This window comes from Ammoniphilus soli, assembly GCF_040813775.1.
Genome location: NZ_JBEGDL010000006.1, coordinates 207969 through 234047 on the forward strand (window position 1 = coordinate 207969; position 26079 = coordinate 234047).

A 26079-nucleotide genomic window follows, 5' to 3' on the forward strand; every position below is an offset into this window, starting at 1 on the left:
ACCCCGTGTACATATTGATCCTATATACGTGGGCAGAAATCGATTTGATTACTTAATTGAAATTGAATCCGAAGAGGTCATCAAGAATCTAAGTCCTAACTTTTCATTGTTAGGGGCGATTCCAACCAGAGGGATCCTTGTAACAAGCAAATCGAATGAATTTGATTTTATTTTGCGATGCTTTTTCCCGGCTGTTGGGATCAATGAAGATCCCGTTACGGGCTCTGCGCACTGTGGCCTAGCACCTTATTGGAGCAAAACGGAAATGTATGCCTATCAGGCTTCTGCACGAGGCGGCGTGCTTAAAATCAATTTGCAGAACGACAGGGTTGTCATGGGAGGACAAGCCGTAACTGTCATGAAAAGCGAATTATTCGTTGTCTAACGGGAGACAATACGCTGAATCGGCAGAATACTTGAATTTATCTTCAAAAGGAAACTAAGAAGCTCACATTGAAGTAGAGTTGTTGGGTACCATCATAGTTGATGTCCAAGAAAAATAGGGATTGATAGATTGAGGAGCTGCGTTGAAGACGGCTCCTCTTTTTGTTATTGAGTTAACAACTTCTCTGAATTAATAGTAAATATTTTTTTTATGAACAAAATTACACATTTTTTCCCCCATTGGTATAATATTGATGTTATTTAATTATTAAAATATTTTCTTGGGGGTTGGAGAGTTTGAAAAAGATCAGAGCCAAAGACTTTATAAGCGGGGTTGCCGTAGGAGCCATTCTGTTTACAGGGATTGCTTTTGCTGCGCCTTCCGAAGTAAAACTTATTGTGAATGGAAAAGAAATTCACTCAGATGTGCCTCCACAAATGATGAACGGACGGACTATGGTTCCTGCACGCTTCCTTGCTGAGGAACTTGGAGCCAAAGTGGAGTGGGATTCGAATCAAAAGGCGGTTATCGTCACAAGCAAAACCAGCGAAACCCACACGAAACCCCATTGGTCCTACGAAGGAGAAACTGGACCTAATAAATGGGCTGGATTAGACCCCAGTTTTTCAACGTGTGCAGATGGAAGAGAGCAATCCCCCATCGACATTGAGCTGTCCAATGTTAAGTTGGATAAATCTTTAGAAGATATAGAAATTAATTACAGCCCTACTACTTTTACAGTTATGAATAACGGGCATACCATTCAAGCCAACGATAAGTCAGGCAGCAATTCTATTGTAGTGGAAGGTGAAGAATATAAACTGGTACAAATGCACTTTCACAAGCCTAGCGAGAACACCATAAATGGACAAACCTTCGACATGGAAGGGCATCTCGTACATAAAAATAGTGAAGGAAACCTTGCGGTCCTCGGTTTCTTAATAAAAGTTGGCGACGGGAACAAGGAATTGGCCGAAATTTGGTCTAAACTACCGAAGCAACAAACAAAAGAAGATGTAGAGTTAGAAAATCCAGTTGATTTAGTAAATTTGCTGCCTAAAGAAATGAAAACATTCCGTTATAGCGGGTCATTAACTACTCCTCCTTGTTCAGAAGGGGTCAAATGGATCTTATTTGAAAAGCCTATAGAAATGTCGAAAGAGCAAGTTGAGGCCTTTGGTGCCATATTCCCAGATAACCATCGACCAGTTCAACCGCTTAACAACAGGGAAGTTTTGACAAAATAAATATTTCAATAGCGCTGATGACAGGCTATCAGCGGTTTTAGATATAATAAAGGTTCAGTGTTAATGAAACACTGAACCTTTTCATGTCTATAAACAACTTTTTATCTAAATGGAGCAGTTACGGTTCGTCCAATATCACGGATGATATAGGCTACGTCGATTTGTTTATATCAAAAGGAGCATAATTTGCCAATAACAGCACAAATACATTATTTGGTTTTGCTGCATATGGGGATTATGGAGTAGTTTATAAAGTAAAAAAGAACGAGAACATCTCTATTCTCGTTTTTATGTACAGGGGAAAGTGGTTCGTCTAATCAACCGCGATTTAAGCAGAATCACTAAGATACCCATGCTCTTCTAATTTTTTTATCCAAGTTCTAATGGTCCTTTGGTTTCTGCCAAAGTGTTGCTCCATTTCTTTAATGGAAGGGGTAACAAAATTTCTATCCTTTAAGTAACACCATAGAACGTAGGGACTGGTTCCCAATGTTTTAATTATTTCTTTTCCAGTTTCTCTGTTGTAATTCATGTTGTCTGCCCCCCAGAAAAGTAAACATTTGTATCTAGCTTATCTGCATTCGTTCTACTTGCAACCCATTATATATGGAAGCAGTGTCCCACAGGTGGATTCTTTGTTAACTAACCTTTAAGGTTATATTAAGAAAATGGAATACAATGATTGCCATCCTTCATGGGAATGGTTGTAGTTTCTGAACTGACAATGCCCGCTCATCCTGTCAAGGAAGAACGGGCTTTTTTTCGTACTCTGAAATTAAATTCTTTAATCTTATAAAACATTTTATGCTCCATTATACGTCTATAAAATATAAGACAATGTATCAGAAGGGATAATTTATTGGAATGGATTGCCTGAAAAACAATTTTAGGGTAATATCAAAAAACTGATAAAAAAGGGGGGAAACTGATGGTAACTATTGAGGACTTTTTGAAGTTAGATATCCGCGTGGGTACTGTAATTAATGCAGAACCATTTCCGGAGGCACGAAATCCAGCCATAAAATTAGAGATTGATTTTGGAGAGGTTGGGATTAAATTCTCCTCGGCTCAAATTACGCGAAGATATGAAACTGAACAACTGATTGGACGGCAAGTGGTCGCAGTAGTAAATTTCCCTGTAAGGCGTATCGCAGGCTTTAAATCTGAGGTGTTGGTCATTGGCGGTATTCCGGAAGAAGGTGATGTGGTGCTACTAAAGCCAGATGAACCTGTTAGAAACGGTACACCGATAGGCTAGAAACAATAGAGCCTTTTCATTGGATACGATTGTTCAGGAGTAGGCATGATGTCTACTCCTTTTTTGTTCCTCGTCAGTCTGCGTTCGTTTGGGTTCCTTATTTGGCTCCCATGGCTCCATTTATTGTGGAAGATCAGAAGGATGTCCCGTGCGGCTGCCCTTTGACAGATGAAGTCGCGCCCTCACTTCATGAACAGTGAAGCTCCTGAAAATCAAGCGGAAATCTCTTCAGAAGGACGCCAGCCCGTGACCGCTTCGTAAAGATAAGCGAAATTATCAGTGGACACAGAATAAATTAAGGCTAACCAGCCTTGCCATTCCATGTGAAAAAAACAAGATGATAACGATTCGCGTTTTTCGGTCTCATGCCGATGTTACGGCTACATACCGGGATAATAAGCCCCACATCGGCGTCAATATCGACATCGAATCCCGATTGGATGCCACACAGTGCACGGAAGATTTAGGTAAGCTTAAACACGTATCGAGACCTCGAACAGAAAATTGAAAATTACGTGTTATAGACAAGATGCTTGAAATATTCAAAAAACATCTTGGTTTTTGGTATAGTGAGATTGATCGGAAAATCAGTGTCATAAGGATAAGTGAAGAAGTGGGGGAGAACACGGTGAAAAAAATCGAAAAAGTATCATTAGTTGGTCTGGGTGCCATTGGAGCGGCTTATGGGAGCAAACTGCATGATTTATTGAAAGACTCTTTTCAAGTTGTTGCTAATGAAGAGCGAATCAAAAAACATGAAAGCAATGGAATAAAGGTTAACGATCGTGTCTATCATTTTCCTTACATAACGCCAGAAACCAAAACGGAGCCCGCTGATCTTGTCATTTTTGCCGTGAAAAATGCGGAACTGCCTCAAGCCATCGAAGATATAAAACATCATGTTGGACCAGATACGATCATCTTATCACTATTAAACGGAATATCAAGTGAAGAAGAAATCTATGCTGCCTATGAAAATGAACATATTCTTTACAGTATGAGTGTTGAGATTGATGCCGTTCGAGATAATCATGAAATTCATTTTAGTACGCTCGGAAGAATTGAATATGGGGAAAGGAATAATTCACTATCGGATGATGTTTTAGCTGTTCAAGATTTATTTGAAAGAGCTGGGATTGATTACAAGATTTCTGAAAATATTTCACGCACGATGTGGTGGAAGTTTATGATCAACGTTGGAATTAACCAGACATCTGCTGTATTGAAAGCACCATATGGAGTCTTTCAGTCAGTGCCCATGGCCTATGAATGGGTAGAGTCCGCTATGCGTGAAGTGGTTGTGCTATCCCAAAAAGTAGGCATTGATTTGAAGGAAGAAGATATAAAGAAGTTTTGGCCGATTATTAATAATCTTTCACCCAAGGGCAAAACCTCTATGCTCCAAGACGTTGAAGCGGGAAGGAAAACAGAAGTCGAATATTTTGCCGGAAAGGTATGCGAGTTAGGGAAAAAATATGACGTACCCACACCGATTAATGAGCAGTTATATAGAATGATTCGTATTATTGAAGAAATGGCTAAATGGGATCGGTAAGTGCATAACGGGGCTTCACAAAGTGGGTCGATAACAGGGGAGGGGATCAACATCCGTCCCTTGCTTTATGTTAATCGCAGGAAGTTCCTTTCTAACCGACTGGAGGGGGACGGTCGATTTTTTCTCCCATGTTGAATAGGTGGAAAAATGACACTTAAAACCCAAAGCAACCAAGATAAAGATGAAATAGTGGGAAAAATGCCAATTAATATAGCGAGTTCCCTCATTTTGGTTGTTCCACGGCCCATAGTGGGAGATTTTCCAACTATTTGCAAGGAAAAGGAACGATTGAAAGGTTTAGTTGGAAGGATTTCCATTTAATTCCTATCAAGCAGAAATATGTATCGTTTATTATTGATAAAAGTAATAGCGGTAGATTATGTCTATAGGTTAAAACAATAATCGGTATTACTTTTAAATATTGGTTTTATGAAAATAACTCCATTATCCTGTTAGTAGAACAATAAAGGATCGGAGGAGAAGAACGATGGAACATAAACCGAGTAAAGTAAGGATAGAGTTTGATCAGATTGCTGGCGATTATGATAAACAGAGAAGAAAGCTAATACCATGTTTTGATGACTTTTACCAAATTCCAGTATCTATTGCAGAAACGAACAGCGATTCACCCAATATATTGGACATCGGAGCTGGAACAGGATTATTCTCCGCCAAGATGCTGGAAAAGCATCCTAGAGCAAATGTGACTCTCATCGACATTTCGGAAAAAATGTTAGAAGTGGCTAAGTCGCGATTTCATAACAAATCAAATGTAAAATACATTGTGGATGATTACATTAAACACGAATTTAAAGATACATTTGATATTGTTATATCTTCTCTTTCTATCCATCATTTAACAGATACAGAAAAGAAGGACTTGTATGCAAAGGTTTTTTCCATATTGACACCCCATGGTATATTTCTTAATGCAGATCAAGTTCTCGGTTCTACTCCATTTATTGAATCCCTATATAAATTGGATTGGCAAAAGAAAGTTGAAAGCAGCGGGTTATCCAAAGACGAAATATTATCTGCTTACGAAAGGACTAAATTGGATAAGATGTCAACTTTGGGCGATCAGCTAAATTGGCTCCAGTCCGTTGGATTCTCAGATGTTGATTGTATTTATAAGTATTTTAATTTCGTAGTTTTGTTTGGAAGGAAATTGCAATAGCTTTAAGTAAGGTGATATCGGATGACGATAGTCACTTTTTAACTCCTTGCGACCGAGTCAATAATTGAGGAACTGCTGTCTAAGCTGTTCCTTTTTGTTGTGAATCGCGGTTGTTAATTTGTTTCGACAATCTTTTTTGTTTTGAGACTAACTGAAGATAGGAAATCATAATTATAAATTATATAGAAGAGAAAGGTAAAAATGGAGGGCATAAATAAATGGCTGCACAACATCAAATCTGGATTAAGTAAGCATTGGAGGGGCGGTGCATGGGATTTATTAAAACGTATCTAGCTAGTCAATCCCGTAGACCCAAGGGTATCATCGGTAAATTAATGGGTATTTTGATGTTCAAAATCAATGCGCCAATGAACGAAACAACGATCCAATTGCTCGGTATTGATGAGGGAGATTATGTGCTGGAAATCGGCTTTGGAAACGGAAAATATATCGCAGAAATTATACAAAAAGTGAAGGGAACTCATGTGCATGGACTGGACTTTTCCGATGCGATGGTACAGACTGCAACTAAACTCAACAAGGCTTTCATAGAGCAAGGGAGAGTTCATATCGAACAGGGAGATATTGAAAAAATTCCTTTTGGCGATGTCTTGTTTGATAAAATATTCACAGTAAACACGATTTACTTTTGGTCTGACCCCATTCTGGCCTTACGAGAAATAAAACGAGTGCTCAAGCCGGGGGGAAGATTAGTCATTACATTTCGTTCCAAAGCCATCATGTCGCAAAGAACATCCGGTGAATATGATTTCTCTCTGTATACGCCGGAAGCAGAAGAAGTCGAAAACTTACTAAAAGAAACAGGTTATTCGAGCATCAGCATCCACCATTTTAGGGACAAGTCGATTGAATATTACTGCGTAGCGGCAGAGCATTAAGGTACATGAAGAATGATACTATTTTTAGTTATACTTTTATTGATTGTTTGGTTCATGCCCAAGTATATGGACCGACGGGACATCTATATGATATGGATTACTACGTCATTTATAGAAATTTTGATGGATACCATTTTAGCGGTTCCTCTTCTAGATTTGTATTATTTTGCAGGAGAAAATAAAGTTAGTCCTGAAGCGGTAGCCATAAAACTAATTATGGCACCGCTATTTGCCATTACTTTTCTAAACTTTATGCCATCTAACTTTACTCGCTTCGTTTCCTATTGGTTATTACGGGCTTCCTTTTCCACTTTCTTCGAATGGACGACAATATATTTCGGTTATTTAACCTATAATGGATGGAAGTTATGGGATTCAGCCGTTTTTTATGTAATTATTTCCTGTGATGAGATGGCATTATTATTACATTAAGCATTAGTGAATTTGACATATCGATATAAATCGATATATAATCTTTCGCATGGAACTCATCGATGTTTTCAAAGCACTTTCTAACGAAACGCGCCTTAATATATTGAAATGGTTGAAAGAACCTGAGAAAAATTTCCCAAAGCAGCAAGCACACCTTCCGAAGGAGGTCAGTATAGAAGGTGGTGTGTGTGTTGGCGTTATCCAAGAAAAAGCAAATTTATCTCAGTCAACTATTTCCCATTATCTGTCGATGATGCAGAAGGCAGGGCTGTTAGAAGCCGTGCGTTATGGTCAATGGACATATTATCGAAGAAATGAAGAGACTATAAGAAAGGTTGCAGCATTTCTTGAAAAAGAAATTTAAAAAGCTGCTCTTTTAACGGTAATGTTATTTTAAGATATATATCGATATTTCTAGATATTTAAATTCAAGGAGATTAATGAATGGCAAATATAAAAATACCTGTATCTGTATTGAATCTGGCCCCTATTCGCGAAGGGCAAGGGTCAAAGGAAGCCATTGAAGCCATGGTGGATTTGGCGCAAGCAACCGAGAAATTGGGCTATACGCGTTATTGGATTGCTGAGCATCATAATACACCGACTCTAGTGAGTTCGGCTACTTCTATCTTGATTAAACATACCTTGGAACATACGCAGCATATACGGGTTGGATCTGGCGGAATTATGCTCCCTAACCATTCCGCTCTGGCAGTAGCCGAGCAGTTTGGAACGATGGCAACCCTCTATCCCGATCGATTGGACTTGGGTCTTGGCCGGGCGCCAGGAACAGACATGAGGACAGCAAGTGCGCTAAGACGATCCCAACATGATTCTGTTTATGCGTTTCCGGAAGATGTAAAAGCCTTGTTGCGGTATTTTGGTCCCGAAGAGGTTCAAGATTATGTGAAAGCCTATCCTGCTGTTGGCACGGATATTCCAATCTATATCCTTGGTTCATCGACGGATTCAGCTGTTTTGGCAGCTAAATTGGGATTGCCATACGTATTCGCTTCCCACTTTGCCCCAAGATATATGGAGGAAGCCATTTCCATTTATCGGAACCAATTCAAGCCATCGGAATACTTGGATTCTCCTAATATGATCGTATGTCTTAATGTCATTGCAGCTGAAACGGATGAAGAGGCAAAATTGGAATTGACAACGATGCAGCAATTTTTCTGCAATGTTGTACGAGGCACACAAGAGTTTTTGCGTCCTCCAGTGGAAAACATGGACTACCATTGGACTCCGCAGGAGAAAGCAATCGCTTCATCCATGTGCAGCATGACGTTTTTAGGAAGTAAAACGTCGATTCGAGAGCAGTTGGTGAAATTTCAAGAAAAGTATAACGTGGATGAACTCATGGTGGTAACTTATATTTACGATCAGGATAAGCAAATACGTTCTTATGAACTGTTCAAAGAAGTGGTTGATGGTAATTAAAAAAATAGAATATAAAAAGATAGCCAAAGTTAAACATAAAGCCGTTATTTCCTTAAGATTAGGAAATAGTGGCTTGTGTTTTTATATAAACTCCGCCATTTTAATTGCCCTCGTCCACCCGCCAGGATATATCCGTCAAAATTTCCCGATCTTCTCTTCGATAATTTACATTTTGAACATGAATGATACTCATTTCTTGGATTGGACTCCTATCTTTAGTGTCAATATTAGCAAAAGAATAACATATTTTAAGGTCTTTGAGGAAGGTGTCCCGAAAGCTTAGCAGGAGCACCCTTTTTAAAATTAAAGGATTCGGGAGGTTGAGTCAGGTCCACGGTTTTGCTTATAGTACAGGCGAGCATAGAGTCCTTTTTTCTTGAGCAGCTGATGGTGGTTTCCCATTTCGCGGATACGGCCCTGGTGAAGAACGATGATTTTGTCTGCATGCTGGATGGTGGATAAACGGTGGGCTACAATCAGCGTCGTTCGCCCTTTGGCAATTTGGCGGATCGCCTTCTGCACTTTTTGTTCGGTTTCCGTGTCAATATGGGCTGTGGCTTCATCAAGAATCAGGATATCCGGCTTGGTAATGAAGGCTCTTAAAAAGGATAACAGCTGCTGTTGCCCGGAGGATAAGGTTAAGCCTTGCTCCCCAAGAGGGGTCTGATATTGGTTAGGCAGCCTTTCAATAAAGTCGTCGGCTTGCAGGGCTTGGGCTGCTTGTTTAATATCCTGAGCGGTTAGACCCGGATGATCTAAGCGGATATTAAAGTCGACGTCGCCTCTAAACATGAACGTATCCTGCTGGATCACACCGATATGGCCCCTTAATTCCTCCATGGAGATGTCCCGGATATCGAAGCCATCGATCTGGATCGATCCCTTTTGAATGTCATAAAAGCGATTGATGAGATTAATAATCGAGCTTTTGCCAGCGCCCGTAGCGCCGACAAAGGCAACCGTTTCTCCCGGCTCAATGCGGAAACTCAGATCTTGCAGGACCCAATTCTCCTCCTCATAAGCGAACCACACGCGATCAAAGACAATGGCTCCCTGAATCCTGCTCGGCAAGGGAGTGACCTGGTCTTTATTGACAACGTTTGGTTTCTCATCCAGCACTTCAAAGATGCGCTCGGATGAGGCCAGCGCCGTCTGGATTTGGTTATATCGATCGGCCAGGTTCATAAGGGGCTGAAAGAACTCTTGGGAATAGTGGGTGAAGGCATAGACGATCCCAAAGGTAATGTCCCCGCCTAACATGGATCTTCCTCCATACCAGATGATCAGGGCAAGGGCGATGTTGCCGAGCAGCCCGATGAGGGGATTGAAGATGGAATTGATCACGGTGGTACGCATGCCGGCCTTGTAGTGCTCTTCGTTGAGATCCCTAAATTTTTCCCATTGCTTGAATTCTCGCGTGAACATCTGAATGATTTGCATTCCGGAAAGGTTCTCCGCCAGATAGGAATTTAAGCGGGAAAGCACCGTGCGAATATATCGCTGAGCTTCCCGGGTCACTTTTTTATAGTAGAGGGTACTGGCTATGAGTATGGGAATGACGGCAAAACAGACCATCGTCAGCTTCATACTCATGTTAAGCATAATCACGACTATGCCGATGAGAATACAAACTTCTTTCACGAGGTTGGCGATGACTTGGGAATAAAGCTGGTTAAGGGCCTCCACATCATGGGAAACCCTCGTTACAATGCGTCCCACCGGATTGCGGTCAAAAAATCCGATGTGCATCTGGGTAAGGTGATGAAACACTTTTTCCCGGATATCAAAAATAATGCGCTGACCTGAATATTGAAGCAGGTTGGTTTGGAAGTATTCCAGCAAAGAAGCGCCGACGACCGTAAGGAGGAAGAAGAAGCCTAAATACAGCAAGCCCGAAAAATCCTGTTCTCTAAAAAGGTCAAGATCGGCTTCGCTTAGCTTTAAAGCAGAATAAACGTGGTTATTTGAGGAAATGAGCCATTGCTGACCTTTCTCTAATAGAATCAGGTCACTTCCACTTTCGATCCATCCGAAAATCAGATAATACTGTTCTTGCACATAAACGATTTGCGCAGGGGAGAGCTCTTCAACCTGCTTGAGTTGTTCTTGCGCGGCGGTTGAATTGACTCGAGCAAAGGCCCGTTGATGCCAGTCGATGCTGCCGTTTAGTCCATGTTCTTCCAGATTTTCTTTGGTTCCCGCAATCATCGGTTGATGAATGCCGTTGATTCGGTCATCAATGGCTACTTTGATGATATAGGGGCGGGCCAGTGCAGCAAGGACAATCAAACCGGCCATGAAGATAGCCAACATAATGACGTTTCGATAGGGTTTGGCGAACTGAAACAGCTGTTGCCATAACTGCCGATCTCTCATTGGATGTTCCTCCTTCATTTAGCTTCTTCGGTGCATATCAAGATCAGAAGAACGAGGATCGATGTCAAACCCTACCTGCTGAATTCGGTACATTTGGGCATACAAGCCTGCCTTCCGGAGAAGGGAATAGTGATTTCCCTGTTCAGTGATTCTCCCTTGATCCATGACGATAATCTGGTCACAATCCATGATGGTGGAAATGCGATGGCTGACCATAATGGTGGTTCTCCCTTTTTTGACCTGCTTAAGCCCCTCCAGAATCCGGGCTTCAGTTCGGGCATCGACAGCGGACAAGCTATCATCGAAGATCAGAATAGCCGGATCCTTGATGATCGCTCGAGCAATACTCACCCTCTGACGCTGTCCGCCAGACAAAGAGGATCCCCGTTCGCCTAAGGGAGTCTCGAATTTCAGCGGAAAGTGGAGGATATTTTCGTAAACCTGAGCCAGTTTGGCCGCCTCTTCAATGTGACTTTGCTCGTAGAGCTTAGGATCAAAGGCGATATTCTCAGCGATCGTCGTGGAAAACAAAAAGTTTTCTTGCGGAACAAACCCAATCCCTTCCCGCAAGACCCGGAGAGGAATCTGGGAAATTTCCATGCCATCAATGAAAATCGTGCCTCGCGGCGGATTGTACATTCTCATCAAAAGGTTCACGAGCGTGGTTTTTCCGCTGCCGATTCGGCCAACGATCGCAAGGCTGCTTTGAGGGGGAATACTGAGATTAATGTCAAGGAGTGTTGGCGCATCATCGCCTGGATACGTGAAGGTTAAATGGGACACTTGAATGCCGCCCTTTATCGAAGTGATGGGCAGCACATCTTTTTCATCTTCCACTTGGGGCTTCATGGCTAGAATTTCTCGTAATCGCAGATCGGCTGCTCTTCCTCTTTGTAAGGTATTAATGACCTTCCCCAAATTTTCAACAGGGGATACCAGGAACGATAGATATGTATTGAAGGCGACAAATTCCCCAATGGTAATGGCGCCTATCATGGTTAAGATCCCGCCGAAGAGAACCGAAATCAGGTAGCTTAACCCGACAATGCCTTGACTGATGGAAGTAAACAAGGAGTTGGAGCGAATCAAATTCCGATTGGCCGCGACATTGTTTTGATTATCCTCCATAAACTTTTTCATCTGATCCTGTTCCTGTACATAGGCTTTGACCACCCTGATTCCTGCACAAAACTCCTGAACCCGGCTGGCTAGGAGACCGATGGCTTCTTGAACCTTGAGGGATCGTTCCTGAATGTCGAACCTGAATTTATAGGCAATGTAGGAGAGAGCAGGCAAAGGAAGCATGACTAGGAGGGTGAGGGTGGCATGGACGGTCGTCGACATGGCGATGACGGTCACGCTGATCAAGATGGCCGCCTCCACCGTCATGAAAACCCCCTGCATGGCCACATCCCTCGTTACATTCACATCATTGATGGCATGAGACATCAGATCTCCGATGCGCTGGCGTTTGTAATATTCTTGAGGCATCCTTTCCCATTGTTGAAACAGACGATCCCTTATGCTTCTTTCCAGCTGCCGGGATAAGCGGAAAATATAAATCCGGCTCGTCGAGCGAAAAAAAGCAACCCCAAATCCGACAGCACTAATCAACAGGGCAAACTGGAGGATCCCAAGAGAACTGATCGTTAAGGCATGCACCCCGTTCGCAAACTTTTCAAGTATTCGCGGGATGAGAAGCTGCAATAGACAAGAGATAGAGAGCAATACCGCTCCGAAGAGATATTTTCTTTTGTTTAAGCTCACATACTCGGCAAATAATGATCTTGAGCCCAATCTTTTCCTCCTCCTAACCCAAAAGGATGTTTATCCATGGATGATTTTAATGTTTGTGAAAATTCTATTCCTCTTGGCAAGTCTATATAATCATTTTCTGTTTTCCTGCTGGGCGGATAGATATGCAGGGATCCAAGCTATTTTGTATCCTTGGCTTTTTATTGTCCTATTAACTCCTATTAGAGGAAAAATGATGTATCTAACAAACCACTTACTATACAGCAACATATAAAAAATAATATAAAAACTATAAGGTGGTGATCTGAATTTAAATGAAAAAGAAGATCAGCAAAAAAGTTTTAAAAATCTTGCATAAAAGAGTCAGAAAAATTATAAAGCAGAAAAAATTGCTGGGGGCTGGAAGACGACGAGTAGTATATGATATGGGAAAAGGTAAAGTGCTAAAGGTAGCTAAAGACAAGAAAGGAATAAGATTCAATAAAAGTGAAGTTAAAATATATAAATCATGTCCATCCTCCCTAAAAAAATATCTTGCAAGAATTATAGATCACGGCAAGGGTTGGCTAGTCATGGTGAAATATAAAAGGAAATTCCCCAAATCAAAAAAATATAAAAAACTACTTTTTAAATTAATCTCCAAATTTAAAAAGAAAGGTGTAATACCGTCTGATCACCCATCACCATAGCAAACCAAAGCGAGCAAATTTGCGTTTACAGAAAAAGAAAAAGATCGTAGTGATTGACTATGCTAATTTTGAAATCAAAAGAAAAAAATAACATTTCACCTATGCCGAATTGACAGCGTATGAAAAGGTCTCCATCGGCTATTATCTATTGATTCGACATCTCAGCCAAGGGAATCGTTACGCTTAGTATAAAGGATAGGCCAATATAAAGTGCAACCCTTCCTTCGTGGAAAGACACGATCAAGGAAGGGTTTTTTCAATACAAAATTAGTTTAGTTCGTTCATATTGAGTTCACATCGCTGGTTTATAGTACCTTTAGAGGAAGTTAAAGCAAAAATTTTACAGGAGGAATGAAAAATGAAACTCTGCTGCACAAAGATGAAATCAGAACAAAAGGGGGCGAAGATAAAAACAGGAAAAAAAGTATCAGCGTTTCTGCCGATGATTATTACTTTTTTAGCTACTCAACACTGGCTGCATGGACTTCTTTTTATCATGCTGGGAGGTACTGCCAATGAATTAATGAGCATGAGCGCGGATGCGATGCTGCCTGTTCAGCGAGTCATGATCGTGCTAACGCTCGTATCTGTACTATGGTCCGTTTACCAAGTAGTGAAAGATGGGTTTAAGCATAAAGGAATGATTGTGATGACAGTTATTTCATCGCTAGTGGGCATCGGTTATGTCATGATGGCATGGGTGAATAACGGTTGGTAAGTTGGTTTTTTTATAACTTCTAAATACATTACAGGGGTACAGTAGAAATAAAAGGAGGACGAAAATATGAAGAGGTTATTCTTGCGTATTGTTGTTTATGTCTGTGTTTTTACGGTGTTTGTAGGCGGGGTAGGGTTGTTCGGTTTGATTCATTCCCGGAAAGATTTTTACGGTTCGATCCGCGAAATGCCCATCCCTTCTTTACAAGGAGTAGTGAGGCCTAAATATGATCCGAGTAAACCAACCGTTGCCGTCCTATTGGGGAACGAAACGACAGAGGGTTCCGATTTTGCCATTCCCTACGAATTGTTTTCTAAGACAGGGGCATTTAATGTTTATGCCGTGGCCTCCGATAATCAGGTGAGGTCATTAACGGGAGGCCTTGATGTGGTGCCGCACTACTCCTTTGAGGAGATGGATCAGTTATTGGGAAAAAGCCCTGATATTATTGCCATCCCCTATATGACCATGCAGGATGAAAAGAAGTTTGAGCCCGTTCGAAATTGGATCCAACAACATTCCGAAACTACTTTATTAAGCATTTGCGGGGGTTCGGGAAATCTGGCAGAAACAGGTTTGGTAAAAGGAAAGTCAGCCGCATCGCACTGGCAAAACATGCCGTTTTTCCCTAAGCAATATCCGGAGACGAATTGGCTGAGAGATCAGCGTTGGGTTCATGACGGAAACGTGGTATCCTCGGCAGGTGTTTCATCTGGTATCGATGCCGTTCTCTATGTGATTTCGCAAAGATTAGGCGACTCCGTGGCTGAAAACATGGCCAAAGAGATGAAGTATCCTTCCTACCACTACGTTCAAAATCCGAAAATGGACCCTTTTGATTACGATATGCGCACCTATCTTTTGAATAACGCCTATCAATGGAACAAGACCAAGGCGGGAGTCCTGCTGTATAACGGTGTGGAGGAAATGGCTTTGGCTTCCGTCTTTGATATCTATTCGGACACGGGAACGACCAACGTGCTTGCCATTTCCAGCTCCGAGCAAGCAATTGTGACGAAACATGGCCTGAATTTGATTCCAAGATATGTGTTCTCGAATGTCCCAGCATTAGATAAAATGATTATTCCGGGAAGAGAAGCCCAATCGTTGGCTGTGGAGGAGATTAAGGCCTGGAACGAAAAAGGGAATACCAAGGAAGTTCAGTTCGTTCACAGCGAATCGCCCAACCGGTTTATCTTTGAAGTTCAATTCGAGGATTTAGCCAAGCAAGAAGACCTTCTTACGGCTGAACATGCGGTGAGACGACTCGAATTTCGTGCGAATGATATCCAGCTTGATGGCCAACCGTTTCCTTTTGAAACGTACGGCAATATTCTTCTGACCGGGCTCATCGCGTTACTGCTCGCGTTCTATATTGACAGAAGATTTATCGTGAAGAAATCAGAAGATACGTTAACGGGTTCCGTTTAGAGGTACAGGACTTCCACCTGGCTGCTTTGGCAGCCGTTCTTCTGTTTACATCGAATTAAAGAGTGGTTTAGTTTAACAATGAGTGTGTAAAAATAAGGATTAGTTCTTTCAAGGAGTTGATGTTGTGGAACCATTAATCGGTAAATATTTTGACGATTTAGAATCCGCGGACAAGGATATCCAATATGAAGCTTTTAAAAATATATTAGCAGAAACAGAAAAAGAAGTGGATTGGGCTTATGAAGTTTGGGATCTATTACTGGAATGGCTAAAGGATCGGGATAATCACCGAAGATCTAGAGCTGCTCAGTTCCTCTCCCATCTAGCAATCAGTGACCCAGAAAGTCGGATGCTCAATGATTTTTCAGCATTATGGGAAGTTACAAAAGATCCAAAATTTGTTACAGCTAGACATGCCTTGCAATCTATTTGGAAAGTAGGCTTAGCTGGACCAGAACAAAAAAAGCTGGTAATGAATCATTTGGTTGATCGTTTTCAAAAAAGTGCCCATGAGGAAAATTATACTTTGATTCGATACGATGTAATGGAAGGCTTAAAAAAATTATTCGATAAAGTTAAGGATGAACATATTAAGCAAACAGCATTAGATTTGATTGAAACGGAAGAAGAAATCAAATATCGAAAAAAATATGCTTCTATCTGGCGAAATACATAATCGTTTCCTAATAGATTGGGACATGTCCATAAAAAAAGGTATTATTTGTTAGATGTCGAAATGGATCACAAGTAAAATATTAGGGAGGGTAGTATGAAACCAAGAATTTCGGTGATTACACTTGGTGTAGATAATTTGGAAAAATCCTTGCAATTTTATCGAGATGGATTGGGGTTGCCGACAGAAGGAATCGTTGGGAAAGAATTTGAACATGGAGCAGTTGCCTTTTTTGACTTACAAGCTGGCTTAAAGCTCGCAATCTGGAATCGGAAGGATATCGCACATGATACAAAGCTTAGGCACACTGGACCAAGCCCTATAGAATTTACAATTGGACACAATGTGGGTAGCAAAGATGAAGTTGATAAGGTCATGGAACAGGCAAAGAACGCTGGTGCTACTATAACGGTCACGGCGCATGATACTTTTTGGGGTGGTTATTCAGGCTATTTCCAAGACCCTGATGGTCATTTATGGGAAGTAGTCTGGAATCCGCAGTGGGAATTTACTGAATAACTTCTGCCTGTGGTTGCGACTCATTAGACGAATAAAAATATAGGATAATATTATTGAACTTCGCCCTGCTCACCTGATGATTTTTGGATTTGGAACATTAATTTTAATCGGTACATTTCTCCTGATGCTGCCGATCGCAACAGAAGAAGGACATCGACTAGGTTTCATTGCAGGTATATTCACCATGAAAAATTCACAAGGCAAATGGCTGTGTGCAATTGATAACTCATATGGTACAGAATTAATTAATAAATAAATATAGCGGCCCCAGGGATGGGGCCGTTTTTTTCTTGAGACTTTAACGATTCGGGGAGGAAGTTAGGTAGGTACGAAGAACCTGTTCAGCTGCAAGGGACAGGAGCTCAGGTCCGCGTTCCATGGCTTCCTGCAGAGACATGGGAGCGTTGACGATACTGTGTATGCTGCAAATGCCGTATTGGTACAAGCTGTCAATGCCTTTTCCGATGGAGCCCGCAAGAATAAAAACAGGAACCCCGAGCTTTTGGGCTACCTGCGCTACACCCATGGGGGTTTTTCCTGAGGCCGTTTGAAAATCGATTTGTCCTTCCCCGCTGAAAGCAAGATGAGCTCTGGAAAGCTTCTCGCTAAGCCCTGTATATTCAATCACGATATCGATGCCGCGCTTCGTAACCGATGGGAAAAAGGCCTGAAAGGCGCCACCGATTCCTCCAGCAGCACCAGCACCGGGCTTTTCATGCAATCTGATGCCCGTATGCTTTTCGACGAGATCGGCCCATAATGTCAAATGGTGGTATCGTGCATTCTGGCATTTTGATAGGATTTGGTTCCCGCTTTCAAAGATTCATATCTTTCTAAATGATTTATCAAAAGTTACATAAATACATCTTAGTTCCATAAAAGCGCAAATTTTTAGAATTGTTATATACTCAAATTAAGAAAACGCTTACCAAAGGAATTCAAACTAAAATAGGGGGTTTTTCCAGTGAAAAAAGTTTATGGTGTTCTATTATCAGCTGTTCTTGCCGTTTCTTTCCTTTCCGGTTGTTCATCAAGCACCGATACAGCCAAGCAAGGTTCGGATAGCAGCCCAAAAACAGATAGCAGCGCTAAACCGGATAGCAAAGAAGCGGCGGCAGGCTTTGTTCCGCAACGGGATTTTGAATTTGTAGTTCCTTATAGTGCCGGTGGAGGAAGCGATACGAATGCACGGGTGCTTGCCCAAGTCATTACAGAAAACAAATTCACCGACAAGCAGATCAATGTGGTGAACAAGCCGGGCGGATCGGGAGCGGTAGGGAATGCCTATACCTTTAGCAAGAAAGGAGACCCCTATACCATCCAAACCTGGGTATCCGGTCAAGCGGCTTCTGCAGTTGTGAATAACAATGATGTGACGTTGGATAATTTAACGCCTATTGCCACTATGGCGGTCGATTCGTTCCTGGTTTCGGTGAATGCAGAGAGTAAATACAAGACGCTGGAGGAACTCGTTCAAGCCTCGAAAGATAATCCGGATCAAATTGCTGTAGGGGGTTCAGGCGTCGGAAACGAGGATCATCTCCTCTTCTACTTAATCAACCAGCATACTGGGGCGAAATTCAAATATGTGACATTCAATAGCGGAGGAGAGACGACTTCCGCTTTGCTAGGAGGACATATCGACGTAGTGCTGTCGAACCCGAATGAAATCGGCTCACAAATCGAAGCCGGAAAAATTAGAGCTCTTGCCACTTCATCGGCGGAGCGCTTGCCGGGAGCTTATGCCGAGCTGCCGACGATCAAAGAACTAGGCTATCCGGATGTCGTGCTCGAAATGTACCGTGGCATTGTAGGACCGCCAGATATGCCGGCGGAAGCGGTGAAATACTGGTCAGATGTTTTCAAGAAAGTAAGCGAAACAAAGGAATGGCAGGAAAATTACATTCAAAAGTACAGCTTGCAGCCAGCCTTTAAAGATGCGGCAGAAAGCAAGGAGTATTTTACAGAAAGTTTGAATCAGTATATTGATATCCATAAAGCATTAGGGACAATCAAGTAGGATCTTGGAGGACGAGCCCTCGCGCGAGGGCTCGTTTATCCTATCGGTTCCATTTTTGCAAAGGAGAGATGCCATGATGACCAAAATTACTCCCCTTGTCATGATTTTGATCGGAGGGTACGCGGCTTATAAGGGTTCGTTTGAGTATGGGCTTTGGATCAACAAGGGACCAGGAGGAGGCTTTTTGCCCGCCGTTATGGGGTTGCTGCTAATCATTACTTCCTTGCTTGCGCTGTTGAAAAAGGAAGTAAGGGTGGCCTATCAGCGGAAGAACTTTGCTCCCGTGTTCGCGGTGTTCATAGTTCTGCTTTTCATCAAGTATCTCGGAATGATGATTGCCTGCTGCCTGTTCATCATTGCCTGGCTGAAATACCTTGAGCAATATAGCCTCGGACGAGCTTCAGCCATTGGGGTAGGCACGACGGTGGCCATTTATCTCATCTTTAAAGTGTGGCTGAATGTGCCGCTTCCAACGGGTATGTTAGGCACTTAATGATTACGGAAGGGGATGATCGGTTTGGAGATTTTCGGATTACTCATGAACGGCTTCGGTACCGCTCTATCATTGGATAACCTGTTTGCCGCTTTAATCGGAGCCCTGCTGGGGATCGTTGTCGGTGCCCTTCCTGGACTAGGTTCTGTAACGGGGGTAGCGCTTCTGCTTCCGTTGACTTTCAAGATGGACCCTATAACAGGGATTATCATGCTAGCTGCCCTGTACTACGGCTGCATGTATGGCGGATCATTCAGCGCGATTCTAATCAATATTCCGGGAGACTCGCCGGCTGTGATGACGGCCATCGACGGAAACGCTCTAACCAAAAAGGGAAAAGCGGGCAAAGCGCTGTATGCCTCAAACCTTTCTTCGTTTATTGGAGGAACGATAGGTATCATTGCCCTTACTTTTATTGGGCCCTGGCTGGCCAATATCGGATTGGCCTTTGGTCCGGCGGAAATTTTTGCAATCATCCTGCTGGCGTTGTGTTCGATCGGGTGGCTGTTGGGGGATAGCCCGACCAAAGGAATGGTTACCACCTTTTTAGGGGTGCTGTTGGCCACCGTTGGGGTCGATGCCGCCATGGGTCAAACGCGATTTACCTTTGGCTCTATCAATCTCCTAAGCGGAATCTCTTTTATTCCTTTAGTCATTGGGATGTTCGGCTTTGCACAGGTGATGGAGATGATGTCGCAAAAACTGGATGTCAAGGACCTGAAGGCCAAATTATCCTTCAAGGACAGCCTTCTGGATAAAAGTGAGATGAAGGGGATTGTGGGCCCATCCGTTCGATCAGGTCTGCTGGGCAACTTCATCGGGATCTTGCCAGGGGCCGGAGCCACCACGGGAGCATTTTTATGCTATGTTTTGGAAAAGCGAGTGGGAAAAGATCGAACGGCGATGGGGAAGGGCTCTTTGGCGGGTGTAGCTGCCGCAGAGTCCGGCAATAACGCGGCCGCCGTAGGCTCCTTTGGTCCGCTTCTTGCCCTTGGAATTCCGGGTTCCGGAACATCGGCGATCTTGTTGGGCGGATTGATCATGTGGGGATTAAAGCCAGGCCCATTATTATTTACGGAAAGTCCGGATTTTGTCTGGGGCTTGATATCCTCCATGTATGTAGGGAATTTGATCAGCTTGCTGGCGTCCTTATTGGTTATTCCCATTCTCGTTAAAATGCTGAAAATACCTACTGCGATTATGATTCCGGTCGTGGCGGTTCTCTGCATCATAGGCGCCTATAGCGTAAATAACAATATGTTCGATGTTTGGTTCATGCTCTTTGCAGGATTAGTTGCCTTCTTCCTAAACATCCATCAGTATCCTGTAGCCCCATTGCTTCTGGCGTTTGTTTTGGCTCCAAGGCTAGAGATGTCTGTCCGTCAGTCGCTGGACTTATCCAATGGGGATCCATCCATCTTTTTCAAGAGCCCGATATCCGCTACTATTCTGTCCATCGTTGTCCTAATCTGCATATCTCCGCTCATCGGACGAGTGTTAAGAAAGAAAAAAGCAGCGGATCAGGAAAGCGAAGTCGCGAGCTAGTCATTAGAAAGTGGGAGGAATCTTGTTATGCTATATTCATTTGAGGAAAAAAAGCCGATACTAGATTCAAGTGTTTATGTGGCGCCAGGGGCAAAACTGATTGGGGATGTTTCCATCGGAAAGGATTCGTCGATTTGGTTCAATAGTGTCCTGCGCTCAGACAATGACAGCATGAGAATAGGGGAGAGAGTCAATATTCAGGATTTCACGATGTGTCATGTGGATGCGGGGTATCCGATGGTGATCGAGGATGATGTATCCGTTGGCCATCATGTTATCCTTCATGGGTGTACAGTTCGGAAAGGAGCCTTGATCGGGATGGGAGCTGTCATCTTGAATGGGGCAGAAATCGGGGAATATGCTTTAGTAGCAGCGGGAGCTCTCGTTCCTGAGGGGAAAAAGATTCCCCCACACACCCTCGTGATGGGTTCGCCGGCCAAAGCGGTCAGGGAATTGACAGATAAGGATATGGAGATGCTGAGGGGAACCAACCGGCATTATGTTGAAAAAGGAAGCAAATATAGGGAAGAGAGAATCATAGAATAGAGAGAAAAACGAGACTGTTGCGCGTACGGTCTCGTTTTTCCTTTTGAATTTTATCTTGCATAAATATAGAGCTTCGTAGGTCTTCCTTGATTGGAGTATTTCAGATCCAGGATGATTTCATTCAACTCGGCCAAATACTCCAAATATTTCCGGGTCGTAATTCTGGATAAGTCAGTTCGATCCGAGATGTCTTGTGCGGATAGAGGCTGAGCCGACTGTTGCAGCGTTTCGCGAACCAAATTCAAGGTAATGGGGTCGATTCCTTTAGGGGTATGCTCGTCTTCCCTGTTAGGTTTAGCTGCAGGCTGCCTATGCAGCGAATCAATCACCTCCTGATTGACGGCAGAGGAGTGAGCCCGAAACATATCATATCTTCTTTTGTAAGCGATCAGCGCATCTTGAAAGCGCTTGTAATCATACGGTTTAAGAATAAAATCGACAACCCCGAGCCGCAGGGCTTCCTCCACCACATCAGGAGCATCTGCTGCGGTGATCATGATGACATCGCATTGGTATCCGGAATGGCGGATTTCCTTGAGCAATTCCATGCCGTTCAAAACAGGCATATACATATCCAGCAGCAAAAGGTCGATGGGTGCATCTTCCATTTTGGCCAGGGCTTCTTTTCCATTTTTTGCGGTTCCAATCAGCGAAAACTCATGACTTTTCCCCAAAAACCTTTTATTGATGCTAGAAACCATTGGGTCATCTTCCACAATCAGCACGTTAATCTTCATGGATTATACCTCCTACCCGGTTGATTTGGATTTGCAGTTTTTAGGAAGACGGACAAAAAAGCTTGTCCCTTCACCAACATCCGTGGATACATGAATCTCGCCCTTGGCAACCTGCTCTACCTGATTCTTTACTAAGTAGAGTCCATAACCCCGATCATTCCCTTTGGAAGAATAGCCTTTCTGAAAAATCAAGGGGAGTTTATCTTTAGGGATACCCGGGCCATTATCCTCTATGACGATTAAGATCTCTTCCTTGTTATCGACCAGGCTAATGATGATTTCTCCGCCTTCGCATTCCTGCTTTAAGGCATCCATCGCGTTTTGCAGCAGGTTGCCCAGGATCAGGACCAGCGTATCGCTGGAAATGGCAGGTGGCAATTCTCCCAAATAGCTTCCGGGATCCATCGTTATTCTTATCTTCAATTCTTCGGCTTGCTGAATCTTGCCAATCAGCAGACCAGCGGTTTTGGCATCGCGAATCTGCCGATTGAGAAACTGCAGCATTTTCTGCTGCTTGGATGTGGTTTGGTAAATGTATCGCTTGGCTTCATCATATTCTTCCAGCTCTATAAGGCCTGATAGCGTTTGCAGCTTGTTCATGAACTCGTGCGTTTTGGCCCGCAATCCATCTGCATAGCTCTTGACTCCCGTCAGCTCTTCTGCCAATTTCCGGACTTCTGTCAGATCCCGGAAGACGGCAATGGCTCCGACGGTTTTCCCATTCACCTTAATGGGTGAGCGATTGGAAAGGATCGCAACATTATTTAAATAAATTTCCAAATCACTCTCAGGTTCGTTGCTATCAATTACCCGGGTTAATGTAGAGCCTTCCAGCACCTCATCGATTTTCCTCCCGACAGGGTTCCCATTGATGGAAAGCATGGTCCTGGCTGATTCATTCACAAGCGTAATGCGGGAATGGCGATCAATGGCAATGACCCCCTCGCCAAGACATTCGAGCATCGCTTCCCTTTCCTTGAATAAGCGGGCAATTTGGTCAGGTTCCAATCCATGCAGGATTTTTTTGATGTTTCTGGCCAGGAGTGCGGACGCAATAATACCGACGGCAAAAGCAACCATGAGCCAAAGAATAATCGATGACGTATAAGATTCAACGATCTCAAAGATATTTCGCTCAAACATTCCGACGACCATCACGCCAAGCTGCTGATTGGTTTTGGGGTCGATGATGGGGGTAAAAGCGCGAATGGAAGTACCTGACATTCCGGTTGCTTTGGAAACGTACTCATTTCCTTGCAGGGCGGGTCCTTCATCCCCTCCGGTAAACGGTTTGCCGATCTCATCTACGAGGTGGTGGTTGTATCGAATGCCTCGATTGTTGAGAACGACAATAAATTTTGCGTTGGTTTTCTTCTTGTACTCTTCCATAAGCGGATAAAGGATTTCTGACGGGTCATCGGTCTTCAATGCTTCTTTCACGAGGGTCATTTGCGCCAGAAAACGGGCGGTTTCCATTGCGCTATGTCCAATTTCCCTTTCAACGGCTTGCTCGATAATTTTGCTGAAGGAAAAACCGGCAATCAGCAGCGCAAGGAGAACGACCATCATGACGAGGCCGGTGATTCGGAGCTGCAGGGATGGGCGGGTCAATGCCTCTAGTTTCATGGTCCATTCCTTTCTTAAAGGGGTTTTGTAACTTATGTATACTAGTGTAATTATTGATGGATAGAGTCAGATGACTTTTTAAAATATAATCAAAATATACAATACTTTAACATTTCAATCAAACATTTTGTCGAATGGGGGGGGTTCACATGCTGCCATTGGAAGGCATGAAAGTATTAGATATGACCCAGGTTATGGCAGGTCCATACTGCACGATGGTACTGGGGGACTTAGGAGCAGAAGTCATTAAAATCGAGAGAATTCCCGGAGGGGATGATACGCGGCGAATGGGACCATTCGTGAACGGCGAAAGCGCGTGTTTCATGATGATCAATCGAAATAAGAAAAGCGTGACCCTGAACCTGAAAGAGGAAGCTGGAAAGCGAATTTTTATGGAGCTGGCCCAAAAGGCCGATGTCATTATAGAAAATTACCGTCCGGGTGTAGTGAAATCATTGGGTATCGATTACGAGGCGGTATCTGCTGTCAATCCCGGTATCATTTATTGTTCGATCTCGGGATATGGGCAAACCGGCCCCTATAGCCATAAAGGCGGCTTTGATATCATGGCCCAGGGGATGAGCGGGCTGATGAGCATGACCGGGGAGCCGGGCGGGCGCCCGGTAAAGGCGGGGATTGCCATGAACGACATTTCCGCTGGAGTGACCGCTCTTTATTCGGTCTTGGCTGCATATATTCACAAGCAAAAGACAGGCGAAGGGCAATTCGTTGACGTCTCCTTGGTTGAGTCCGGATTGGCTTGGAGCGTTTGGGAATCGGCCGCTTATTTCGGAGAGGGAACCGTTCCGCAGAAAACGGGTTCAAGGCACCGCGTCTCTGCTCCATATCAAGCTTATCGGAGCAGGGATGGATATGTGCTCGTAGGCGGAGCCAATCAGAGAAACTGGGAAAAATTTTGCATGAATGTCGTCGAGAAGCCGGAATGGATAGAGGATCCGCGTTTTCGCGAACCCAAAGACCGGATCCGTCATGTAGACGAGCTGGAAGCCTGCATCGAAGAGGTGCTGATAAAGGAAACGACCCAGTATTGGGTGGATCTTCTGGAGAAGGCGGGAGTTGCGGGCGGACCTATTAATACGTACGACCAAGCCTTGGCTGATCCTCATATTTTAGCCCGCGGCATGGTTCAGGAATTTGAGCATCCAATAGCCGGCAGGATGAAGACGCTGGGTATCCCGGCTAAGATGTCCAGGACGCCGGGACAAATCCGCAAGCCAGCTCCGCTGCTCGGTCAGAATACGGACGAGATTCTCAGCCTGGAGCTGGGCTTAAGCGAAGAAGAGATCCGGCAATTGCGCGAGGCAAAGATTATCTAAAAGGGGGAGTGCCGCATGGCAAAGGCGTTGCAGGGAGTTCGTGTGCTTGATCTGACAAGGGTGCTGGCCGGTCCATATGCATCGATGCTATTGGCTGACTTAGGAGCGGAGGTCATTAAAATCGAAACTCCTTTTGGGGGAGATGATGCAAGAGGCTATGGTCCTTTCGTCAATGGTGAGAGCGCTTACTTCATGAGCATCAACCGAAATAAGCAAAGCGTAACGCTAAACCTGAAAACGGAAGAAGGAAAAGAGATCTTTCTTAAGCTGGTAAAGGATGCCGATGTCGTCATTGAAAACTATCGTCCCGGAACGATGGAAAAGCTGGGTCTGGGATATGAGGATTTGGAGCCGATCAATCCAAGGATTATTTACGCTGCCAGTTCCGGCTTCGGGCATACGGGACCTTACAGCCAGAAGGCCGCTTATGACCTGATTGTGCAAGGGATGGGGGGCATTATGAGCTTAACCGGAGAGCCGGGAGGAGCTCCAACAAGAGTAGGGGCATCTGTGGGCGATATTACGGCGGGAATGTTTACGGCCATCGGCATTTTATCCGCTCTTCATCACCGGAGCCAGACAGGCGAGGGACAAAAGGTGGATGTGGCGATGCTGGACTGTCAAGTGGCGATCCTGGAAAATGCGATCGCCCGCTACGCCGCTTCCGGGGAATCTCCCAAAGCAACCGGCAACCGCCACCCCTCCATTTCGCCTTTTGCCGCCTTCCAAGCCCAGGATGGATACATTGTGGTGGCGGCGGGAAATGATCAGCTATGGAGAAAATGGTGTCTTTCGGTGAACCGAGAGGACTTGGGTTCCGATGAGCGGTTCGCTACGAATGAAGCGAGGACGAGCAATTGGGCCGCGCTGGAGACCCTGATGAGCGACATCCTGAAAACCAGGAAGGTCGATGACTGGCTCCGCATTTTCGAAGAAGCGGGCATTCCTTCAGGTCCGATAAATGATGTAGGGCAGGTTGTCAACCATCCTCAGGTTATCGCGCGGGAGATGATTGTGCAGCAGGAGCATCCGGTTGCAGGCAGCTTCATGATGCCGGGAATTCCGGTGAAGCTTTCCAAAACCCCCGGCGCGGTTGAAACGCCTGCACCTTTGCTCGGAGAGCATACAGCCATGCTGCTGCAGCGTTTAGGGTATTCAGAAGAGGAAATTCAGAACCTGAAAGATAAAAAAGCGATCTAATGAATGAAGGAGGAA

27 protein-coding genes and 1 pseudogene are annotated in these 26079 nt (G+C 43.9%); 22 read left to right on the plus strand and 6 right to left on the minus strand.

Going from position 1 to position 26079, the window contains the following annotated elements; translation table 11 throughout:
• Positions 1-28: 28 nt before the first annotated feature.
• A complete protein-coding gene (locus ABLT31_RS14765) occupies positions 29-385 on the plus strand; it encodes a PhzF family phenazine biosynthesis protein (protein ID WP_367752819.1) in 357 nt (118 codons plus the stop codon).
• A 296-nt stretch (positions 386-681) separates the two neighbouring features.
• Positions 682-1632, plus strand: coding sequence for a carbonic anhydrase family protein (locus ABLT31_RS14770; RefSeq protein ID WP_367752821.1), 951 nt, complete (start codon positions 682-684; stop codon positions 1630-1632).
• A 328-nt stretch (positions 1633-1960) separates the two neighbouring features.
• Here the strand turns inward: ABLT31_RS14770 and ABLT31_RS14775 are convergent, their stop codons facing one another.
• Positions 1961-2164, minus strand: a complete 204-nt coding sequence (locus ABLT31_RS14775) for a helix-turn-helix domain-containing protein (RefSeq protein WP_367752823.1) — start codon at positions 2162-2164, stop codon at positions 1961-1963.
• Positions 2165-2560: 396 nt separating this feature from the next.
• Here ABLT31_RS14775 and csaA point away from each other — a divergent pair, with 396 nt between their 5' ends.
• From csaA to ABLT31_RS14815, 8 genes and pseudogenes are all read left to right on the plus strand, one after another.
• Complete coding sequence (gene csaA / locus ABLT31_RS14780) at positions 2561-2890, plus strand: chaperone CsaA (protein WP_367752825.1); 330 nt, start codon at positions 2561-2563, stop codon at positions 2888-2890.
• A gap of 274 nt (positions 2891-3164) precedes the next feature.
• Positions 3165-3398 (plus strand): annotated as a pseudogene (locus ABLT31_RS14785) (Ger(x)C family spore germination C-terminal domain-containing protein); the annotation flags it as partial.
• Between the two features lie 120 nt (positions 3399-3518).
• Complete coding sequence (locus ABLT31_RS14790; protein ID WP_367752827.1) at positions 3519-4445, plus strand: ketopantoate reductase family protein; 927 nt, start codon at positions 3519-3521, stop codon at positions 4443-4445.
• A 487-nt stretch (positions 4446-4932) separates the two neighbouring features.
• Positions 4933-5622: a class I SAM-dependent methyltransferase gene (locus ABLT31_RS14795; RefSeq protein ID WP_367752829.1), complete on the plus strand. Its 690-nt coding sequence runs from the start codon at positions 4933-4935 to the stop codon at positions 5620-5622.
• 269 nt (positions 5623-5891) lie between these two features.
• Complete coding sequence (locus ABLT31_RS14800) at positions 5892-6521, plus strand: class I SAM-dependent methyltransferase (RefSeq protein ID WP_367752831.1); 630 nt, start codon at positions 5892-5894, stop codon at positions 6519-6521.
• Positions 6522-6575: 54 nt separating this feature from the next.
• Positions 6576-6953: a hypothetical protein gene (locus ABLT31_RS14805; protein ID WP_367752833.1), complete on the plus strand. Its 378-nt coding sequence runs from the start codon at positions 6576-6578 to the stop codon at positions 6951-6953.
• 49 nt (positions 6954-7002) lie between these two features.
• Positions 7003-7317 carry an ArsR/SmtB family transcription factor gene (locus ABLT31_RS14810; RefSeq protein WP_367752835.1) on the plus strand — a complete coding sequence of 105 codons (315 nt, stop codon included), beginning with the start codon at positions 7003-7005 and terminating at the stop codon, positions 7315-7317.
• A gap of 80 nt (positions 7318-7397) precedes the next feature.
• Entirely contained in the window at positions 7398-8399 is a 1002-nt protein-coding gene (locus ABLT31_RS14815) for an LLM class flavin-dependent oxidoreductase (protein WP_367752837.1), read from the plus strand.
• 303 nt (positions 8400-8702) lie between these two features.
• On the opposite strand, the gene ABLT31_RS14820 is transcribed toward ABLT31_RS14815, so the two are convergent.
• Both ABLT31_RS14820 and ABLT31_RS14825 read right to left on the minus strand, forming a co-directional pair.
• Positions 8703-10775 carry an ABC transporter ATP-binding protein gene (locus tag ABLT31_RS14820; RefSeq protein ID WP_367752839.1) on the minus strand — a complete coding sequence of 691 codons (2073 nt, stop codon included), beginning with the start codon at positions 10773-10775 and terminating at the stop codon, positions 8703-8705.
• A gap of 18 nt (positions 10776-10793) precedes the next feature.
• The gene (locus tag ABLT31_RS14825; protein WP_367752841.1) at positions 10794-12572 is read right to left on the minus strand and encodes an ABC transporter ATP-binding protein; all 1779 of its coding nucleotides are present in this window, start codon (positions 12570-12572) and stop codon (positions 10794-10796) included.
• Between the two features lie 272 nt (positions 12573-12844).
• Between ABLT31_RS14825 and ABLT31_RS14830 the strand changes: the two genes are divergently transcribed.
• From ABLT31_RS14830 to ABLT31_RS14855, 6 genes are all read left to right on the plus strand, one after another.
• Positions 12845-13219, plus strand: coding sequence for a hypothetical protein (locus ABLT31_RS14830; protein WP_367752843.1), 375 nt, complete (start codon positions 12845-12847; stop codon positions 13217-13219).
• 358 nt (positions 13220-13577) lie between these two features.
• On the plus strand, positions 13578-13937 hold the full coding sequence (locus ABLT31_RS14835; protein WP_367752845.1) for a hypothetical protein: 360 nt from the start codon (positions 13578-13580) through the stop codon (positions 13935-13937).
• 66 nt (positions 13938-14003) lie between these two features.
• Positions 14004-15368 carry a DJ-1/PfpI family protein gene (locus tag ABLT31_RS14840; RefSeq protein WP_367752848.1) on the plus strand — a complete coding sequence of 455 codons (1365 nt, stop codon included), beginning with the start codon at positions 14004-14006 and terminating at the stop codon, positions 15366-15368.
• Between the two features lie 124 nt (positions 15369-15492).
• A complete protein-coding gene (locus ABLT31_RS14845; RefSeq protein WP_367752850.1) occupies positions 15493-16044 on the plus strand; it encodes a hypothetical protein in 552 nt (183 codons plus the stop codon).
• Between the two features lie 93 nt (positions 16045-16137).
• Positions 16138-16560, plus strand: a complete 423-nt coding sequence (locus ABLT31_RS14850; RefSeq protein ID WP_367752852.1) for a VOC family protein — start codon at positions 16138-16140, stop codon at positions 16558-16560.
• 76 nt (positions 16561-16636) lie between these two features.
• The gene (locus ABLT31_RS14855) at positions 16637-16816 is read left to right on the plus strand and encodes a hypothetical protein (protein WP_367752854.1); all 180 of its coding nucleotides are present in this window, start codon (positions 16637-16639) and stop codon (positions 16814-16816) included.
• Between the two features lie 42 nt (positions 16817-16858).
• On the opposite strand, the gene ABLT31_RS14860 is transcribed toward ABLT31_RS14855, so the two are convergent.
• Positions 16859-17326, minus strand: coding sequence for a glycerate kinase (locus ABLT31_RS14860; protein ID WP_367752856.1), 468 nt, complete (start codon positions 17324-17326; stop codon positions 16859-16861).
• A 198-nt stretch (positions 17327-17524) separates the two neighbouring features.
• Between ABLT31_RS14860 and ABLT31_RS14865 the strand changes: the two genes are divergently transcribed.
• From ABLT31_RS14865 to ABLT31_RS14880, 4 genes are all read left to right on the plus strand, one after another.
• The gene (locus ABLT31_RS14865; protein ID WP_367752858.1) at positions 17525-18580 is read left to right on the plus strand and encodes a Bug family tripartite tricarboxylate transporter substrate binding protein; all 1056 of its coding nucleotides are present in this window, start codon (positions 17525-17527) and stop codon (positions 18578-18580) included.
• Between the two features lie 73 nt (positions 18581-18653).
• A complete protein-coding gene (locus tag ABLT31_RS14870; protein WP_367752860.1) occupies positions 18654-19073 on the plus strand; it encodes a tripartite tricarboxylate transporter TctB family protein in 420 nt (139 codons plus the stop codon).
• A gap of 24 nt (positions 19074-19097) precedes the next feature.
• Positions 19098-20618 (plus strand): tripartite tricarboxylate transporter permease, encoded by a 1521-nt coding sequence (locus ABLT31_RS14875; RefSeq protein ID WP_367752862.1) that lies wholly within the window; start codon positions 19098-19100, stop codon positions 20616-20618.
• A 27-nt stretch (positions 20619-20645) separates the two neighbouring features.
• Positions 20646-21164 carry a gamma carbonic anhydrase family protein gene (locus ABLT31_RS14880; protein ID WP_367752864.1) on the plus strand — a complete coding sequence of 173 codons (519 nt, stop codon included), beginning with the start codon at positions 20646-20648 and terminating at the stop codon, positions 21162-21164.
• Between the two features lie 50 nt (positions 21165-21214).
• Here the strand turns inward: ABLT31_RS14880 and ABLT31_RS14885 are convergent, their stop codons facing one another.
• Positions 21215-21901, minus strand: a complete 687-nt coding sequence (locus tag ABLT31_RS14885; RefSeq protein ID WP_367752866.1) for a response regulator — start codon at positions 21899-21901, stop codon at positions 21215-21217.
• Positions 21902-21913: 12 nt separating this feature from the next.
• Positions 21914-23527 (minus strand): DcuS/MalK family sensor histidine kinase, encoded by a 1614-nt coding sequence (dcuS, locus tag ABLT31_RS14890; protein WP_367752868.1) that lies wholly within the window; start codon positions 23525-23527, stop codon positions 21914-21916.
• A 149-nt stretch (positions 23528-23676) separates the two neighbouring features.
• On the opposite strand from dcuS, the gene ABLT31_RS14895 reads away from it, so the two are divergent.
• Together ABLT31_RS14895 and ABLT31_RS14900 are read left to right on the plus strand one after the other, a co-directional pair.
• Positions 23677-24864, plus strand: coding sequence for a CaiB/BaiF CoA transferase family protein (locus tag ABLT31_RS14895; protein WP_367752870.1), 1188 nt, complete (start codon positions 23677-23679; stop codon positions 24862-24864).
• Between the two features lie 15 nt (positions 24865-24879).
• Complete coding sequence (locus ABLT31_RS14900; protein ID WP_367752872.1) at positions 24880-26064, plus strand: CaiB/BaiF CoA transferase family protein; 1185 nt, start codon at positions 24880-24882, stop codon at positions 26062-26064.
• Positions 26065-26079 lie beyond the last annotated feature (15 nt).

Coding starts and splice junctions, on each gene's coding strand:
- ABLT31_RS14775 (WP_367752823.1), bottom strand. CDS start 2,164: ATGAATTACAACAGAGAAACTGGAAAAGAAATAATTAAAACATTGGGA.
- csaA (WP_367752825.1), top strand. CDS start 2,561: ATGGTAACTATTGAGGACTTTTTGAAGTTAGATATCCGCGTGGGTACT.
- ABLT31_RS14795 (WP_367752829.1), top strand. CDS start 4,933: ATGGAACATAAACCGAGTAAAGTAAGGATAGAGTTTGATCAGATTGCT.
- ABLT31_RS14800 (WP_367752831.1), top strand. CDS start 5,892: ATGGGATTTATTAAAACGTATCTAGCTAGTCAATCCCGTAGACCCAAG.
- ABLT31_RS14805 (WP_367752833.1), top strand. CDS start 6,576: ATGCCCAAGTATATGGACCGACGGGACATCTATATGATATGGATTACT.
- ABLT31_RS14810 (WP_367752835.1), top strand. CDS start 7,003: ATGGAACTCATCGATGTTTTCAAAGCACTTTCTAACGAAACGCGCCTT.
- ABLT31_RS14815 (WP_367752837.1), top strand. CDS start 7,398: ATGGCAAATATAAAAATACCTGTATCTGTATTGAATCTGGCCCCTATT.
- ABLT31_RS14820 (WP_367752839.1), bottom strand. CDS start 10,775: ATGAGAGATCGGCAGTTATGGCAACAGCTGTTTCAGTTCGCCAAACCC.
- ABLT31_RS14830 (WP_367752843.1), top strand. CDS start 12,845: ATGAAAAAGAAGATCAGCAAAAAAGTTTTAAAAATCTTGCATAAAAGA.
- ABLT31_RS14835 (WP_367752845.1), top strand. CDS start 13,578: ATGAAACTCTGCTGCACAAAGATGAAATCAGAACAAAAGGGGGCGAAG.
- ABLT31_RS14840 (WP_367752848.1), top strand. CDS start 14,004: ATGAAGAGGTTATTCTTGCGTATTGTTGTTTATGTCTGTGTTTTTACG.
- ABLT31_RS14850 (WP_367752852.1), top strand. CDS start 16,138: ATGAAACCAAGAATTTCGGTGATTACACTTGGTGTAGATAATTTGGAA.
- ABLT31_RS14855 (WP_367752854.1), top strand. CDS start 16,637: ATGATTTTTGGATTTGGAACATTAATTTTAATCGGTACATTTCTCCTG.
- ABLT31_RS14870 (WP_367752860.1), top strand. CDS start 18,654: ATGATGACCAAAATTACTCCCCTTGTCATGATTTTGATCGGAGGGTAC.
- ABLT31_RS14880 (WP_367752864.1), top strand. CDS start 20,646: ATGCTATATTCATTTGAGGAAAAAAAGCCGATACTAGATTCAAGTGTT.
- ABLT31_RS14885 (WP_367752866.1), bottom strand. CDS start 21,901: ATGAAGATTAACGTGCTGATTGTGGAAGATGACCCAATGGTTTCTAGC.
- dcuS (WP_367752868.1), bottom strand. CDS start 23,527: ATGAAACTAGAGGCATTGACCCGCCCATCCCTGCAGCTCCGAATCACC.
- ABLT31_RS14895 (WP_367752870.1), top strand. CDS start 23,677: ATGCTGCCATTGGAAGGCATGAAAGTATTAGATATGACCCAGGTTATG.
- ABLT31_RS14900 (WP_367752872.1), top strand. CDS start 24,880: ATGGCAAAGGCGTTGCAGGGAGTTCGTGTGCTTGATCTGACAAGGGTG.